We start from the raw sequence: 15170 nt of genomic DNA on the forward strand, positions 1-15170 counted from the left end.
GACAGTGCGCGAGCCTGTTGATCCTGCATCGAAGAACGGCCTGAGGCCTGTTTTCAGCTCAGTGGAAATCCCGCGATCCCGGCAGCACCCGCACATCCCTCGGATGCCGCCCGCGCGTGGGCGCATGGCCTGAGCCCGGGGCGGCGTCGGGACTCAGATGGCCCAGCATCGGAGTCCAGTCCTCCAGCTGCTCGACGACCAGATGGGTCACCCCCTCGGCGGTCTGCACCTTGCCCCGCGCCAGCACCATCCGCGCGCCCATGGCCACCGGGCGCAGGCGTTCGAACACGTCAGGCCACAGCACCAGATTGGCCACCCCGGTCTCGTCCTCCACGGTCATGAAGCAGACGCCCTTGGCCGTGCCGGGCCGCTGGCGCACCAGCACCACCCCGCCGACGGCCACCCGCTTGCCGTTCGCCGTCTGCGGATAATCCGCCGCGGTCTGCGCCCCCGCCTGCGCCAGCCGGTCGCGCAGGTAGCTGACCGGATGCCCCTTCAGTGACAGGCGCAGGGTCTGGTAGTCGCCCACCACCTCCTCGGACGGCGCCAGTTCCGGCAGGGCCTCGGGCGGGCGGCCGTCGGCCTCGCGCAGGCCCATGGCCTCGAACAGGGGCGCCCCGGCGACCGGCGCCCCCCCCCGCGCGGCCCACATCCCCTGCCGGCGGGTCAGCTTCAGCGAGCCGTAGGCGTCCGCCTCGGCCAGCCGGTCCATCGCCGCCGGCGTCAGCCGCGCCCGCAGGCGCAGATCGTCCAGGTCGGCGAACGGTCCCTCCTTGCGGGCCTCCATGATGTCCCCGGCCCATACCTTCTTGAACCCGTCGATCGACCTCAGGCCCAGGCGCAGGGCGCGGCGACGACGCCCGGGACGCGGCTCCAGCGTGGCGTCCCAGTTGCTCATGTTCACATCCGGATGGCGAACCACGACCTTGTGCTCGCGCGCGTCCCGAACGATCTGGGCCGGAGCGTAGAAACCCATCGGCTGGCTGTTCAGCAGGCAGGCCGCGAACACGTCCGGATACAGCCACTTCACCCAGGCCGAGACGTAGACGAGGTGGGCGAAGGAGCAGGCATGGCTCTCGGGAAAACCGTACTCGCCGAAGCCCTTGATCTGGTTGAAGCAGTTCTGGGCGAATTCGGGATCGTAGCCTCGGCCGATCATCCGCCCGACCATCTTCTCCTCGAAATTTCCGATGGTGCCATTGTGCCGGAAGGTGGCCATCGCACGGCGCAGGCCGTTGGCGTCATCGCCTGAGAACTCCGCGGCGACCATGGCGATCTTCATCGCCTGTTCCTGAAACAGGGGCACGCCGAGGGTCTTCTTCAGCACATTGGTCAGTTCATGCGGATCCGCCGTCGAACCCGGCATGGAGAAGCGATAGGTCCCGGGGCCATGCTCCTTCTCGTAGGTTCTCCGCTCGGCCCGCCGCTGCAGATAGGGATGCACCATCTTGCCCTGGATCGGACCGGGCCGGACGATGGCGACCTGCACCACCAGATCGTAGAACTCACGTGGCCGCAGCCTGGGCAGCATGCTCATCTGCGCCCGGCTCTCGACCTGGAAGACGCCCAGGGAGTCCGCCTTGCACAACATCCGATAGACGCCCCGCCTTTCGGACGGAACGGCGGCGGTGTCCTTCAATGGCCGCCCATAGGTCGTCTCGATCATGCGGAAGGCCCGCTTCATCGCCGTCAGCATGCCCAGCGCCAGCACATCGACCTTCATCAGCTTCAGATGGTCGATGTCGTCCTTGTCCCATTCGATGAAGGTCCGATCATCCATGGCCGCATTGCCGATGGGCACGATCTCGACCAGCGGCGTCTGGCTGAGGACGAAGCCGCCGACGTGCTGGCTCAGATGACGCGGGAATTTGATGATCTCGGCCGTCAGCTCCAGCGCCAGCTTCATGCGCGCATCGTCCCGGCTCAGGCCCGTGCGGTCGACGTGCTCATCCTTCACCGCATCGCCCCACGAGCCCCAGACCGTGTCCGCCATGCGCGCGGTCACGTCCTCGGTCAGGCCCAGCGCCTTGCCCACATCCCGGATCGCGGAGCGAGGCCGGTAGTGGATGATGGTCGCTACGATAGCCGCCCGGTCCCGCCCGTAGCGCGCATAGACGTACTGCATCACCTGTTCACGGCGCTCGTGCTCGAAGTCGACATCGATATCGGGCGGCTCGGATCGCTCGGACGAAATGAAGCGCTCGATCAGTACATCCTGCTTGGTCGGATCGACGTTGGTCACGCCCAGGCAGAAACAGATCACTGAGTTGGCCGCCGAGCCCCGGCCCTGGCACAGGATGGGGTCGGGCCGTCCCCGCGCCCACGCGACCACATCGTGCACCGTCAGGAAGTAGGAGGCGTAGCCGAGCGCGCGCACCAGTCTCAGCTCTTTCAGGATGGTGGTCCGGATGTGGGCGGGCACGCCCTTGGGCCAGCGCATCCTCGCGCCCTTCAGGGTCAATCGGGTCAGCCAGCCCTGCGGTGAATAGCCCTTCGGCACCGGTTCGTCCGGGTACTGATAACTGAGCTCGCGCAGGGAGAAGCTGCAGGCGCGCGCCACCTCCATCGTCCGCTCCAGCGCCGCCTCATGGCCCCGGAACAGGTGGGCCATGCGGGCGGGCGTCTTCAGGTCGCGCTCAGCGTTGGCCCGCAGCCGCCGTCCGACCTTGTCGTTGGTCACGCCCTCGCGGATGCAGGTCAGCACGTCCTGCAGCATGCGCCGGTCGGCGTGGTGATACAGCACCGCATTGGTGGCGATCATCGGCGCGCGCGTGCGCTGGGCCATGGCCGCCAGCCGGTTCAGCCGGCACCGATCGTCCCCCCGCCACAGGGGCGCGGCGGCCAGGTAGAGATCGTCCGGCCAGGCCGCCCGCCACGCCGCCAACCGGGTCTCGAAGGCGGCGTCGGGCGTCTCCGGCGCGGGGGCCAGGGCGATCATCCCCTCTCCCAGCCCCACGGCCTGTTCGAAGGTCAGCCGGGTCTCGGCCTTCTCGATCCGCTCGCCTTCGGGGTCCGCGCCCGGCTGCGGCACGGCCTCGCTCTTGCCCAGCGACAACAGGCGGCACAGGCGGCCATAGGCGGCGCGGTCGCGCGGGAAGACGATCAGGGCCGTCCCGTCGGTGAACACCAGCCGCGACCCGATCACCAGCTGCTGCCCGACCTTCTCGGCCTCCATCAGCGCCCGCACCATGCCCGCCAGGGTGTTGCGGTCGGCCACGCCCACGGCGGCGATTCCCAGCGCCTTCGCCTGATGGATGATCTCGCCCGGGTGGGACGCCCCCTCCAGGAAGCTGAAGTTCGTCATCGCCCCCAGCTCGGCGTATTCGCCGTTCCAGACCGTCACGGCAGCACTCCGTGCATCCACCACGACGGCGCGCGACCCTCCTCGCGCCCGTACAGCCCCTCGCGGAACAGCCAGTAGCGCCCGCCTTCGCCGTCCTCGACGCGGTAATAGTCACGGGTGCGGACCTCGCGCCCGTCGGGACGGGGCCGCCACCATTCGGGCGACAGCCGCTCCGGCCCCTCCGCCCGCACGACCCGGCGGCTGACCCGGCGCCAGGTGAAGCGCGCGGGCGCCCCCTCGGGCAGGTCGAACAGCGGATCATCGATCGGCTCGGGCGGATCGAGCAGCAGCAGGGGGCGGCGACCGGCCTCCGCCGGGTCCGCCGCCGGGATCCGGCCCAGGGCGGGGATCAGCCGCTCGGCGCGCTCCGGAATCCAGCTGTCGACCGGTTCGGGCGTCAGCACCCGGTCCTCGCCCAGCCGCGCGGTCAGCCGGTCGATCAGGGCCGCCAGGCTCTCGGCCTGCTTCGCCCCCGCCTCGCTTTCAAGCGCCCCCTGCCGGGCCGCCATGGGCTCGGTCAGGTCGGCGGTCAGCATCAGCGCGTCCAGGCCGAAGCCCAGCTCCAGCCGTCCGAACCCGGCCTCGCGGAACAGCCGCATCCAGATCGGAACCTCGCGCCCCGGTCGTCCCATGCGCACCGACAGCCCGGTCGTCAGCCCATCCGAGCGGAAGCCGGTCAGGGTCAGGGCCTTGGCCCCCTGCCCGTCCCTCTCCAACGCTCGCGTCAGGTCGGCGGCCAGTTCGGGCAGGCGCGCCTCCACGCCCTCGATGTCGCCCAGGGGTTCGGCGAAGGCCTGCCAGACCCGATAACGGGCGGGCGGGCGCACGGGCGTCAGGGCCTCGCCGACATACCCCCGCGCCTGATCCAGCCGCCGCACCAGGCCGATGGCGTCGCCGTCCCGGAAGCGCCGCGCCAGACCCGCGCGCGGCATGGCGTACAGGCTGCCGATGGTCTTCAGCCCCAGCCGGCGCGCGCCGGTGACGGTGCGGTCGTCCAGCCGCAGCGCCTCGACCGGCAGGTCGGCCAGCAGGTCGGAGACGGTCTCGTCTGTGGCGACCGGATCCCGGCCCTCGCCCCAGCGCGCCAGCGCCCAGGCCGCCCCCGGCGTCGGGGCCAGGGCGACCCGCGCGACCGTCCCCGCCTCGGCCAGCCGGGTTCGGATCTGCGCCAGCAGGGCCGCCTCGCCGCCGAACAGGTGCGCCGCCCCCGTGATGTCCAGGAACAGCCCCTCCAGCCCCTCGCCGGACGGATCGAGACTGACCGACGGCGACCAGCGCTCGGCCCAGACCGCCAGCGCCTCTAGGGCCCGGTCGTCGGCGGCCGTATCGGCGGGCCGGCACAGCAGGTGCGGGATCATGGCCAGGGCGTCGGCCTGGGTCTGGCCCCGCCGCAGGCCGGCGGCGCGGGCGGCCGGATTCAGGGCGTGGATCACCGCCGCGCCCCGACTGTTCTTCAGGATCAGGGCGAACGGGGTCTGCGGGTCCAGGGCGGGGTCAGGCGGCGAGGCCGGACGCCGCGCCCGTTCCAGCGATCGGCGCCGGACCGAAACCGGCCAGTCGATCAGCCAGACGGAGACGATGCGTCTCATCATCCTGCTCCAGCATCCAGGCGCCGGGACGTTCGCCCCGGCCCCGCGTCATCTCCGCGATCAGGCGCGCCTGTCCCGGCGCCCGCAGGTCGTCGGCGTCGGGCGCGGACAGCGCCGCCGACACGCGCCAGCGCCGCCGCGCCGCGCTCAGGCCATCCAGGCTTCGCGGCAGCATCAATCCGGTCGAACCGCCGTCCCGGGCGGCGAAGTCCAGCCGCCGCGTCTGGGCTAGGCTGGCCCCGTCCACCGCCCCCAGCGCCAGCGACACCGCCCCCGACCGCAGGGCCTGCTCCAGCACCCACAGCGCCTCGGCGGCGGTCGACACGGGCGTCAGGATCAGCGCCGTCCCGGCCAGGCCGGGGCCATAGGGTCGGCCATACTCCCCAAACCACGCCCGGGGCGCGGCGATCAGCGCCGGGCGCCGGTCGTCCTCCCGTCGCCGCGAAAGGGCGAACAGAACGGTCGCCGCCATGTCCCGCGGCGTCGACGCGCACGCCTCCTCCAGAGGCGCGGCGGCCTCTGGAAACGGCTCCGGCGATGCGGCGGGAAAGGGGAGCATGGCGACCATGAAAGATGGATGTTCATTATTTGTTCTCATCCACGAAGAGTCAAACCGGATTCCGCCCCTCCCGTTCCGGTGGAGACGCATATACCCGTGATTGTATAACTGGCCCGCTCCCTGCACGTTTACCGCCGTGGAGCGCGCCCCGCTCCCGAAACGATACAGCTCAGCCATGACGCTCAGAGAGATCGTAGAAGCGGATTATCCAAGGGTGCAGGACCTGCACCGCAGCGTGGGCTGGCCGGAACGGTCGCTGGCCGGGTGGCGGTGGCTGCACGCCAACCCGGCCCGGCTGGACATCGGCGCGCCGGCGGGCTGGGTCGCGGACGGCCCCGACGGCGAACCCGCCGCCCACGTCGGCAACCTGATCCAGCGTTTTCGGCTGGGCGGGCGACGACTGCACGGCGCGACGGGCTTCTCGATCATCGTCACGGCCAGCGTGCGCGGGACCAGCCGCCACATGCTGAAGACCTTCACCTCCCAGCCCGATGTCTTCGTCCGCTACACCCTCAACGCCAATTCCACCTCCCAGCCCCTCTACGCTCGCCACGGCATGCTGGCCTGGCCTGAACAGACTCATGCGCTGAAGCTGAGCTGGGTCGTCGATCCCCTGCCCCTGGCCCTCAGTCGCCTGTGGCGGCGGCTGTATGCGGCCGCGCCCCGCGCCGTGTCGGGACTGGGCGAGCAGCTGATGAACGACCGGCTGGGCCGTGTCGCCCGTCCCGCCCTGCCGCCCGGGGTCAGCCTGCTGGCCGATTTCGGCGACGCCTCGCCCTACGCCGCCTTCTGGCAGGCGCTGACGGACGAGGGGCGGCTGCTGGCGGACCGCAGCCCGGAGATCCAGCGGTGGCGTCTGCAGGACCCCGACCTGTCCCAGCGCCCGTTGATACTGGCCTTCGAGCGGGACGGCGCCGTCGTCGCCTACGCCATGGCCATGATGGCCAAGTCGAACATCCTCGAGCCGCCGGTGCTGGAGGTCATCGACCTGGAGGCCCTGCAGCCCCACGCCGACACGATCCCGGTTCTGATGACGGCCCTGCGCGACGCCGCCCGCGCCATGGGGGCGGCCAAGTTGCGGCTGCCCATGGTCACGCCGCGGGACCTGCTCCGGCTCGGCGACTTCGCCCGCACGGCCCGCCGCGAAGGCGGCTGGGGCCACTGCCACGTCCAGTTTTCAGAGGATGCGCCCGATCCGGCCCTGTGGTCGCCCACGCCCTATGACGGGGACTATGCGATCTGCCTGCGGCCCGTCCCGCTCGAACGCGCGGCGCGCGGCGCACGGGCTCCGAGGGCCGCCCCGGCGACCGCTTCCAAGGCCTAGACGGCTTTCAGGGCTAGGGGCGAGCCTTCAGCTCGTCGCGGATTTCCGCCAGCAGGGCCTCGGTCGGGGTCGGCGCGGCCGGGGCTTCCGGCGCCGCCGCCTGCTCGCGGCGCATCTTGTTCACCAGCTTCACCATCAGGAAGATGACGACGGCGACGATCAGGAACTGGATCACGGTGTTGATGAAGGCGCCGTACTGGATCGCCACCTTCTCGATCTCGGCGGTCGCCGGATTTTCGGGGACCAGCACCCATTCCAGGTTCGAGAAGTCGACCCGGCCCAGCGCCAGGCCGATCGGCGGCATGACCACCTGTTCGACCAGGCTGGTGACGATCTTGCCGAAGGACGCGCCGATGATGACGCCGACCGCCAGGTCGATGACGTTGCCGCGGGCGATGAATTCCTTGAACTCGGTGACCAGTCCCATGGGGCGTCCTGTCAGTCGGTGGCGTTCAGCCGCTCGCGCAGCTCCTTGCCGCTCTTGAAGAAGGGAACCGCCTTCGCGGGCACCTCGACCGACTCGCCGGTGCGCGGATTGCGGCCGGCGCGCGCCGGACGGCCTCGAACGGAAAAGGCTCCGAAACCGCGAAGCTCTACGCGACCGCCGTCGCCAAGCGCCTCGACCATGCGGCCCAGCACGACATTCACGACACGCTCGACCTCAGCATGGGTCAGATGCGTGTTTTCGGCCGCGAGCTTCTCGATCAGCTCGGATTTGATCATGCAGCCCCCGCCCTGTTCAGCCCCAGCCCGTACCCATACGGCTGCATCCAGTCTCGGGATGCAAGCCCACCCTATCTCTCGCGCGCCCGGCGAAAAAGGCCCAACCGTCCGTCAAGCCCGCGAATTGTAGGTTAAAGGACGGAAACCGTACACGAGTTCCGCCGCGCCCCCGGGCTTTGAGCACGAAAAAGGCGGCCGGATCGCTCCGGCCGCCTGATCGTTTTTTCGTCGATGACGAAGAGACTTAGTCCTTGGAGCCTGCCTTTTCGCGCAGGGCGGCGCCCAGGATGTCGCCCAGCGAAGCGCCGGAGTCCGACGACCCGAACTGTTCGATGGCCTCAGCCTCGTCCTTCATTTCCAAGGCCTTGATCGACACCGAGACGCGGCGCGAGGCCTTGTCGATGCCGGTGACCATGGCGTCGACGCGGTCGCCGACCGAGAAGCGCTCGGTGCGCTGCTCGTTGCGATCGCGCGACAGGTCCGACTTGCGGATGAAGGCGGTCGCCGGAGCGTCGTCTTCACCGAACTTGACCTCGATGCCGCCGGTCTCGATCGCCGTCACGGTGACGGTGATCTGCTGACCCTTCTTGAAGGTGTCGCCTTCCATCGGATCGCCGCCCAGCTGCTTGATGCCCAGCGAGACGCGTTCCTTCTCGACGTCGACGTCCAGGACCTTGGCCTTGACGGTTTCGCCCTTGCGGTAGCGTTGGATGGCTTCTTCGCCCGACACGTTCCAGTCCAGGTCGGACAGGTGCACCATGCCGTCGATGTCGTTGTCCAGGCCGATGAACAGGCCGAACTCGGTGGCGTTCTTGACTTCGCCCTCGACGGTCGAGCCGATCGGGTTGTTGGCGACGAAGGCGTCCCACGGGTTGTCCTGGGCCTGCTTCAGACCCAGCGAGATGCGGCGCTTGGAGGCGTCGACATCCAGCACGACCACGTCGACTTCCTGCGAGGTCGAGACGATCTTGCCGGGGTGGACGTTCTTCTTGGTCCAGGACATTTCCGAGACGTGGACCAGGCCTTCAACGCCGGCTTCCAGCTCAACGAACGCGCCATAGTCGGTGATGTTGGTGATGCGGCCCGACATCTTGGCGCCGACCGGATACTTGGCTTCCACGCCGTCCCACGGGTCGGCCTGCAGCTGCTTCATGCCCAGCGAGATGCGCTGGGTGTCCGGGTTGATCTTGACGATCTGGACCTTGACGGTGTCGCCGACGGCGAGGACCTGCGACGGGTGCGAAACGCGCTTCCACGACATGTCGGTGACGTGCAGCAGGCCGTCGATGCCGCCCAGATCCACGAACGCGCCGTAGTCGGTGATGTTCTTGACCACGCCTTCGCGGACTTCACCCTCTTGCAGCTGGCCGACCAGCTCCGTGCGCTGTTCGGCGCGGGCTTCTTCCAGGATGGCGCGACGCGAGACGACGATGTTGCCGCGCGGACGGTCCATCTTCAGGATGGCGAAGGGCTGTTCCTTGCCCATCAGCGGGGCGACGTCGCGCACCGGACGGATGTCGACTTGGCTGCCCGGCAGGAAGGCCGAGGCGCCGCCCAGGTCGACGGTGAAGCCGCCCTTGACGCGGCCGACGATGGTGCCGTTGACCGGCTGGCCGTCGGCGAACACGACTTCCAGGCGGGTCCAGGCTTCTTCGCGGCGAGCCTTGTCGCGGCTGATGACCGCTTCACCCAGGGCGTTCTCGACGCGCTCCAGATAGACTTCGACGTTGTCGCCGAGCTTCGGAATGACGGCGCCTTCGCCGATGCCGAACTCGCGGGCCGGGATGCGGCCTTCGGTCTTCAGACCGACGTCGATGATCAGGATGTCTTTTTCGATGCCGACGACGCGGCCGTGAACGACCTGGCCTTCGCCGAGGTCACGGCCCTGAAGGGTTTCGTCGAGCAGCGCCGAGAAGTCGTCGCGGGTGGGGGTGAGGGTGTCGGTCATGTAACTCTGGGGTTGGAGAAAAAGGCTTGAGCGCGCGACCGAAGGGTCCCGCGCCAAAGAGGGGTTCAGAAGAAAGAGTCAGGTCGTCGGGACGCGAGGCTGAAGCTCAACCAGAGCGCCCGCGGAAGCCGAGGATGGGAGCGTTGGATTTGCGGAACGGGTCAAAGACCGTGTTTCGCGCGCGCCGCCTCGACGATACGGCGGGCCGCATCGAAGGCGGCTTCTATATCCATATCGGTCGTGTCCAGCAAGACGGCGTCGTCGGCCTGCACCATCGGGGCCGCGCCCCGGCCCGCGTCGCGCTCGTCGCGGCGGATGATGTCGGCCAGCATGTCCTCGAACGCGATGACGGCGCCCCGCCCGGTCAGCTGCTTCCAGCGGCGGGTGGCGCGCACTTCCGGCGCGGCGGTGACGAACAGCTTGGCCGGGGCCTCGGGGGTGATCACCGTGCCGATGTCGCGTCCGTCCAGCACCGCGCCGCCGGCCTGGGCCGCGAAGGCCTTCTGGAAGGCCAGCAGCGCCGCGCGCACGCCGGTGAAGCCCGCGATCCGGCTGGCCGCCTCGCCAGCCTCGCCGCTGGTCAGGCGCTCGGTGTCGGTCAGGTCGCCGGCGTCCAGCGCCCGGGCGACCGCTTCCGCCGCCGCCTCGTCGTCCAGCGACTTGCCCGCATCCAGCAGGCCGACGCCCACGGCGCGGTACAGCAGGCCGGTGTCGAGGTGCGGCAGGCCGTACTCGGCCGCCAGCCGCGCGGCGATGGTGCCCTTGCCCGAGGCGGCGGGTCCATCGACGGCGATGATGAAGTTCCTGCTCAAGATCGACGATGCTCCATGGCTTGCCGCCAGCCGACGTAGGCCAGAAAGAGGGTGAAGCCTACCGCCGCCAGCAGCGCGGCGCAGAAGAAGGCGAATACGGCCCAGTACGCCAGGGGGTTGTCGGCCAGATGCAGCGACGGCCCCCGGCGGCCGGGTATCACGCCTCTGTCCAGAATGACCAGCAGCTCCGATCCGCCCCGCCAACACCCCACGCCCATCAGCGCCGCGAGGATCCAGGTCGTCACGGCCTTGAAAGACCGCCGCATGAACGCGCGGCTCACGTCCAGTCCTTCCAGCGGACCAGCACAAGGACCGCGAAGGCCGCCAGGCCAAGCCACAACAGGCAGGCCAGGCCGTTCAGGGCCACTGTCGCATAGTAGAAGAAATCGCCCTCGATCCTCAGATGAACCGCGCCGTGCTTGCCGGTCACCATGCCGGTGGCGATCCCTCGCCACACGACCCAGGCCGTCCAGCCGGCCCCGCCCAGACAGGTCAGGAGCCCCAAGATCGCAACGCCGCGAGAAAAGACCTCGCGCAGCGCCTTCATTCGATCAGACCGCCCAGGCCGTTCATCATCTCCACGAACCCCGGGAAGCTGGTGGCGATCATGCCGGGTTCGTCGACCGCGACAGCCCGGTCGGCGGCCAGGCCCAGCACCAGATGGCTCATGGCGATGCGGTGATCGTGGGCGGTGTGGACGGTCGCGCCGCCCGCGACAGGGCCGCCGGTGACGATGAAGCCCTCCGGCTCCTCCTCTACAGCCACGCCGCAGGCGCGCAGGCCGGCGACCATGAGGGCGATGCGGTCGCTTTCCTTGACCCGCATCTCGCCGACGCCGCGCATCACCGTCTGGCCTTCCGCGAAGGCGGCGGTGGCGGCCAGGATCGGATATTCGTCGATCATCGAGGCGGCGCGGTCCTCCGGCACGACCACGCCCTTCAGCGCCGAGTGGCGGGCGGTGAGGTCGCCGACCTCCTCGCCCCCGGCCATGCGGCGGTTGGCGGTGGTCAGGTCCGCGCCCATCTCGCGCCAGGTGTCGAACAGGCCGGTGCGCAGCGGGTTCAGCATCACGCCCTCGACCGTGACCTCCGAGCCCGGAACCACCAGCCCCGCCGCCAGCGGGAAGGCCGCCGAGGACGGATCCCCCGGCACCGCCACGGCGGTTCCGGTCAGCGGCTGGCCGCCTTTCAGCGAGATCTTCCAGCCGTCGCCCTGCGCCTCGACCCCGACCTCGGCGCCGAAGGCGCGCAGCATCCGCTCGGTGTGGTCGCGGCTCTTCTCCGGCTCGGTGACCGTGGTGACGCCCTCGGCGTTCAGACCCGCCAGCAGGATGGCCGACTTGATCTGGGCCGAAGCGACCGTCTGCACATAGTCGATGGCGGTCAGCCCGCCGCCCGACAGCTCGACCGGCAGCCGGTCCTCGGCGGCCTGCCAGCGGAACCGCGCGCCCATGTCGGCCAGCGGGCCCGTGACCCGTTTCATCGGCCGCTTCCGCAAGCTGCCGTCGCCGTCGAAGGTCGCCGTGACGGGATAGCCGGCGGCCGCCCCCATCAGCAGGCGCACGCCCGTTCCGGCGTTGCCGCAGTCGATGACGCCGTCCGGCGAGCGGAAGCCGCCCCGTCCAGTCACGCGCCAACGGCCCTGCCCCAGACGCTCGACCGTCGCGCCGAACGCCTCGGCGGCCCGGGCCGTGGCCAGGATATCGTCGCCTTCCAGCAGGCCCTCGACCTCGGTCACGCCGGTCGCCATGGCGCCGAAGATCATCGTCCGGTGCGACATGCTCTTGTCGCCGGGAGCGCGCACGGCGCCCTTCAGCGCAGGGCTGCGGCGGGCGGTCAGATGCGTGAAGTTCGTCACCCGGCGGTCTCCAAAGGGCAGGGATGGCGCGGGCGTACGGCCATTTTTGCTTCAGGTCTGAAGGACCTGAATCCAGAAAATGGCCCAAGTCTAAAGTTCGGCGAAATCTGAGTTCGGGAGCGCGCAGCGCTCTCGAACCGATTTCGCCGAGGAGATGGCTTTTGACAGCGGCTCCCAAGGGTGGCAAGGGAGCCGCCCGAATTCCCCCCTACCGTGAGAGGCGCCCCCGTGGCTAATCCCGAACTGGGCCAAAAGCAGGTCTGTCCGAACTGCCAGGCCAAATTCTACGACCTGAACCGCCGACCGGCTCACTGCCCGAAGTGCGGAACCGACTTTGATCCGGAAGAAGCGCTGAAGCTGCGCAACCGCCGCGGCCGCCCGGCCGGCTATCCGGCGGACGACGAGGCCGAGGATCAGGTCAAGGACAAGAAGGTCGACGGCGACGAAGACGAGGAAGAAGACGTCAAGACGCCGGAGATCGACGAGGAAGGCCACGAGCCGATCCTGACCCCCGACGACGAGGACGAAGCCGTCGTCGATCCGACCGAGGAATCGGGCATGGGCGAAGCCGTCGAAGACGACGACGTCCTGGCCGACGACGACGATGACGACTCGGTTCCGTTCATCGAGGACGAGGACGACGACTCCTTCGAAGACGAGATCGGCAAGCCGTCGTCCGACGAGGACTGACGAAATTCCGGGCGGATCGGCAGCGTTCGATCCGCCCGGAAATCGCCTTCCGAACAGCGTTCGAAAAAGGCGAAAATAAATGGTGGAACCGGGCTTGATCACCAAACGGCCCTGACATAGGTTCCGCCGCCTCGCCGGGGGCCAACACCAACACCTCGGCGGACTGACCGGCAACGGTTCGGGGCTTTAGCTCAGTTGGTAGAGCGCTTGCATGGCATGCAAGAGGTCAGCGGTTCGACTCCGCTAAGCTCCACCATGAAGGCCCCGCGGGAAACCGCGGGGCCTTCTCCAATTCCGGCCCTGGTCAGCGTGAGCCGTTGCACTGCCGGGCGTCCGGTCCCATCTATCCTTCAGCCGGCGCCCTGCCGATCTCGGGGGGCGTGGACGGCGCGAATGCCTGCTTCGGGGGCTTGAGACATGACGACGCGCACCATCCTGTTCGACAGCCCCTTCCTGCTGGGCTTCGACCATACCCGGGCCCTGATCGACCGCGCCCAGCGGGCGGCGGCCGACAGCTACCCGCCCTATAATGTCGAGCAGCGCGGCGAGCGGTCGGTGCGCATCACCCTGGCGGTGGCGGGCTTCGGCCCGGACGACCTGGCGATCACCATCGAAGGCCGCCAGCTGACCGTCGCCGGCAAGCGCGAGGACGCCGGCAAGGCCGACCAGGCCTTCCTGCATCGCGGCATCGCCGGTCGCGGCTTCGTCCGCAGCTTCGTGCTGGCGGACGGGCTGGAGGTTGACGAGGCCCGCCTGGAGCATGGCCTGCTGCACGTCGACATGAGCCGCCCCGAGGACCTTCCCGTCCTGCGGCGCATCCCCATCACGACGGGTTGAACCCGTTGTTTCTCCGGCCGCCGCTTTCGGGGCCGAACCCAAGCGCCGCACAGGCGTTAGCTGAACGTAAGGAGGCGGTCGCATGACGCCCGAACTGAAGATGACCCGACAGGACTTCGCCGAACTGGGCGCCCCCGACCTCGTCTATGTGCGCGAGATCCGCGCCGCCGACGTGATGGCCGATACGCCCGCGACGGCGATCCAGGGCCTGTCCGTGGATCCGGAAGCCACCCTCTACGCCGTGCACGGCGCCGACGGCGAGCGCCTGGCCATCATGACGGACCGCGAGACCGCCTTCGCCACCGCCGTGGCCCACGAACTGGAGCCGGTGTCGGTCCACTAGACCCACCGCCAACCCAAACCGAACTCAACGAAGAAGCGAAGGCCGCCGTCAGGCGGCCGTGGCCGGGACCTGGTCGCGCACGAACAGGGCGCGGATGGCGTCGGTCGTGTGGGCCTGGCGCAGCTGCTCGCGCATCTCCGACGAGCGCAGGGCGCGCGAGACGGCGGCGAGGGCCCGCAGGTGCTCCGCGCCGTCGCTGGGCGGGGCGAACAGGGCGAACAGGAGGTCCACGGGACGGTCGTCCACCGAGCCGTAGGCCACGGGCGTATCCAGACGCACGAAGACCGCCGTCACCCGGCCGACGCCCTCCAGCCGGGCGTGCGGAACCGCGACGCCCGAACCGAGACCGGTCGAGCCCAGCGCCTCGCGCTCCAGCAGAGCTTCGAGCACGCGCGCCTCGGACATGCCGAGGGCTTGTGCGGCGGCGTCCGCCACCACATGAAGAGCCTGGCGCTTCGACGACGCGCCGCTGCGCAGAACGACACCGCCGTCCGCCAGCAAATCACCGATGTCCATTGGAACCCCGACTCTACTCGATCATCCCGGGTGGGCGGGCGCCCTTTAGAGCACCCGCCCCCTTGTGGGAAGCACTATGACGTACGACCGTTTACCGAACCGTGTCCGTTGAGCGAGACGGCCTTCCGCTCAGGGTCGATCCAGCCCACGTTTCCATCCGGGCGGCGGTAGACCACCGAGATGCCGCCGTGGGCGGCGTTGCGGAAGACGACGACCGGGTAGCCGGTCATATCCAGCTCGGCCACGGCGCGGCCGACGGTGATGGTGCGGATCTCGGTTTCGGTCTCCGCGATGACCATGCCGACGGGCGGCGGCTCATCGGGCGCGCCGGCTTCGCCGAAGGTGTCGTCCTCGACCTCGTCCGGATTGCGCAGGACAATGCTGCGGGCGACTTCGCGGGCGGCGTCCTCGGTCTTCTCCGGGGAGAGACGCTTGGGCCCGATGTGATGATCCTTCAGGCGGCGCTTGTAACGGCGGACCCGCTTCTCGAGCTTGTCGAGCGAGTCGGAGAAGGCGCCGTGGGCGTCTCCGCCGAGCCCTGTGGTGACGATCGCCTGCCCCGACGCAAGGCGGACCCAAGAGTCCACCTTGAAGCCGTGACCGTCCTTCGACACCACGACCTCGGCGTT

General features: G+C 69.4%; 16 protein-coding genes and 1 tRNA gene. 5 read left to right on the plus strand and 12 right to left on the minus strand.

Annotated features, from left to right (window positions below; genetic code table 11):
- Positions 1–58: 58 nt before the first annotated feature.
- From Q0C81_RS06155 to Q0C81_RS06165, 3 genes are read right to left on the minus strand one after another with little or no spacing between them, the layout of a single operon-like run.
- Entirely contained in the window at positions 59–3343 is a 3285-nt protein-coding gene (locus Q0C81_RS06155) for an error-prone DNA polymerase (protein WP_291835076.1), read from the minus strand.
- Entirely contained in the window at positions 3340–4932 is a 1593-nt protein-coding gene (locus Q0C81_RS06160; protein ID WP_291835080.1) for a DNA polymerase Y family protein, read from the minus strand. Before Q0C81_RS06160 ends, Q0C81_RS06155 begins: the two co-directional genes overlap by 4 nt.
- Positions 4838–5500 carry a hypothetical protein gene (locus Q0C81_RS06165; RefSeq protein ID WP_291835083.1) on the minus strand — a complete coding sequence of 221 codons (663 nt, stop codon included), beginning with the start codon at positions 5498–5500 and terminating at the stop codon, positions 4838–4840. The genes Q0C81_RS06160 and Q0C81_RS06165 overlap by 95 nt, the downstream gene beginning before the upstream one ends.
- A gap of 205 nt (positions 5501–5705) precedes the next feature.
- On the opposite strand from Q0C81_RS06165, the gene Q0C81_RS06170 reads away from it, so the two are divergent.
- Positions 5706–6815, plus strand: a complete 1110-nt coding sequence (locus tag Q0C81_RS06170) for an N-acetyltransferase (RefSeq protein ID WP_291835086.1) — start codon at positions 5706–5708, stop codon at positions 6813–6815.
- A gap of 13 nt (positions 6816–6828) precedes the next feature.
- Here Q0C81_RS06170 and mscL read toward each other — a convergent pair whose 3' ends face one another.
- The 7 genes from mscL to aroA form a co-directional block, all read right to left on the minus strand.
- Positions 6829–7242, minus strand: coding sequence for a large-conductance mechanosensitive channel protein MscL (gene mscL / locus Q0C81_RS06175; RefSeq protein ID WP_291835088.1), 414 nt, complete (start codon positions 7240–7242; stop codon positions 6829–6831).
- Between the two features lie 11 nt (positions 7243–7253).
- Complete coding sequence (locus Q0C81_RS06180) at positions 7254–7538, minus strand: integration host factor subunit beta (RefSeq protein ID WP_291835090.1); 285 nt, start codon at positions 7536–7538, stop codon at positions 7254–7256.
- 244 nt (positions 7539–7782) lie between these two features.
- A complete protein-coding gene (gene rpsA / locus Q0C81_RS06185) occupies positions 7783–9486 on the minus strand; it encodes a 30S ribosomal protein S1 (RefSeq protein ID WP_291835092.1) in 1704 nt (567 codons plus the stop codon).
- A gap of 161 nt (positions 9487–9647) precedes the next feature.
- Positions 9648–10298, minus strand: coding sequence for a (d)CMP kinase (gene cmk, locus Q0C81_RS06190; protein WP_291835094.1), 651 nt, complete (start codon positions 10296–10298; stop codon positions 9648–9650).
- On the minus strand, positions 10295–10579 hold the full coding sequence (locus tag Q0C81_RS06195) for a hypothetical protein (protein ID WP_291835097.1): 285 nt from the start codon (positions 10577–10579) through the stop codon (positions 10295–10297). The genes cmk and Q0C81_RS06195 overlap by 4 nt, the downstream gene beginning before the upstream one ends.
- Positions 10576–10803, minus strand: a complete 228-nt coding sequence (locus Q0C81_RS06200) for a hypothetical protein (RefSeq protein WP_291835100.1) — start codon at positions 10801–10803, stop codon at positions 10576–10578. The genes Q0C81_RS06195 and Q0C81_RS06200 overlap by 4 nt, the downstream gene beginning before the upstream one ends.
- A gap of 38 nt (positions 10804–10841) precedes the next feature.
- Positions 10842–12137, minus strand: a complete 1296-nt coding sequence (aroA, locus tag Q0C81_RS06205; RefSeq protein ID WP_291835117.1) for a 3-phosphoshikimate 1-carboxyvinyltransferase — start codon at positions 12135–12137, stop codon at positions 10842–10844.
- Between the two features lie 246 nt (positions 12138–12383).
- Between aroA and Q0C81_RS06210 the strand changes: the two genes are divergently transcribed.
- The 4 genes from Q0C81_RS06210 to Q0C81_RS06225 all read left to right on the plus strand — a co-directional run bounded on the left by Q0C81_RS06210 (position 12384) and on the right by Q0C81_RS06225 (position 14025).
- Complete coding sequence (locus Q0C81_RS06210) at positions 12384–12845, plus strand: TIGR02300 family protein (protein ID WP_291835103.1); 462 nt, start codon at positions 12384–12386, stop codon at positions 12843–12845.
- Positions 12846–13025: 180 nt separating this feature from the next.
- A tRNA-Ala gene (locus Q0C81_RS06215) sits at positions 13026–13101 on the plus strand.
- Between the two features lie 161 nt (positions 13102–13262).
- On the plus strand, positions 13263–13682 hold the full coding sequence (locus tag Q0C81_RS06220; RefSeq protein WP_291835106.1) for an Hsp20 family protein: 420 nt from the start codon (positions 13263–13265) through the stop codon (positions 13680–13682).
- Between the two features lie 82 nt (positions 13683–13764).
- Complete coding sequence (locus Q0C81_RS06225; protein WP_291835108.1) at positions 13765–14025, plus strand: DUF1150 domain-containing protein; 261 nt, start codon at positions 13765–13767, stop codon at positions 14023–14025.
- Between the two features lie 48 nt (positions 14026–14073).
- On the opposite strand, the gene Q0C81_RS06230 is transcribed toward Q0C81_RS06225, so the two are convergent.
- Together Q0C81_RS06230 and Q0C81_RS06235 are read right to left on the minus strand one after the other, a co-directional pair.
- Entirely contained in the window at positions 14074–14541 is a 468-nt protein-coding gene (locus tag Q0C81_RS06230; protein WP_291835111.1) for a PTS sugar transporter subunit IIA, read from the minus strand.
- A 74-nt stretch (positions 14542–14615) separates the two neighbouring features.
- On the minus strand, positions 14616–15170 hold a 555-nt coding region (locus tag Q0C81_RS06235; protein ID WP_291835114.1), incomplete at its 5' end, for an HPF/RaiA family ribosome-associated protein.

Source organism: Brevundimonas sp., from assembly GCF_023259385.1.
Taxonomy (GTDB): Bacteria; Pseudomonadota; Alphaproteobacteria; order Caulobacterales; family Caulobacteraceae; genus Brevundimonas.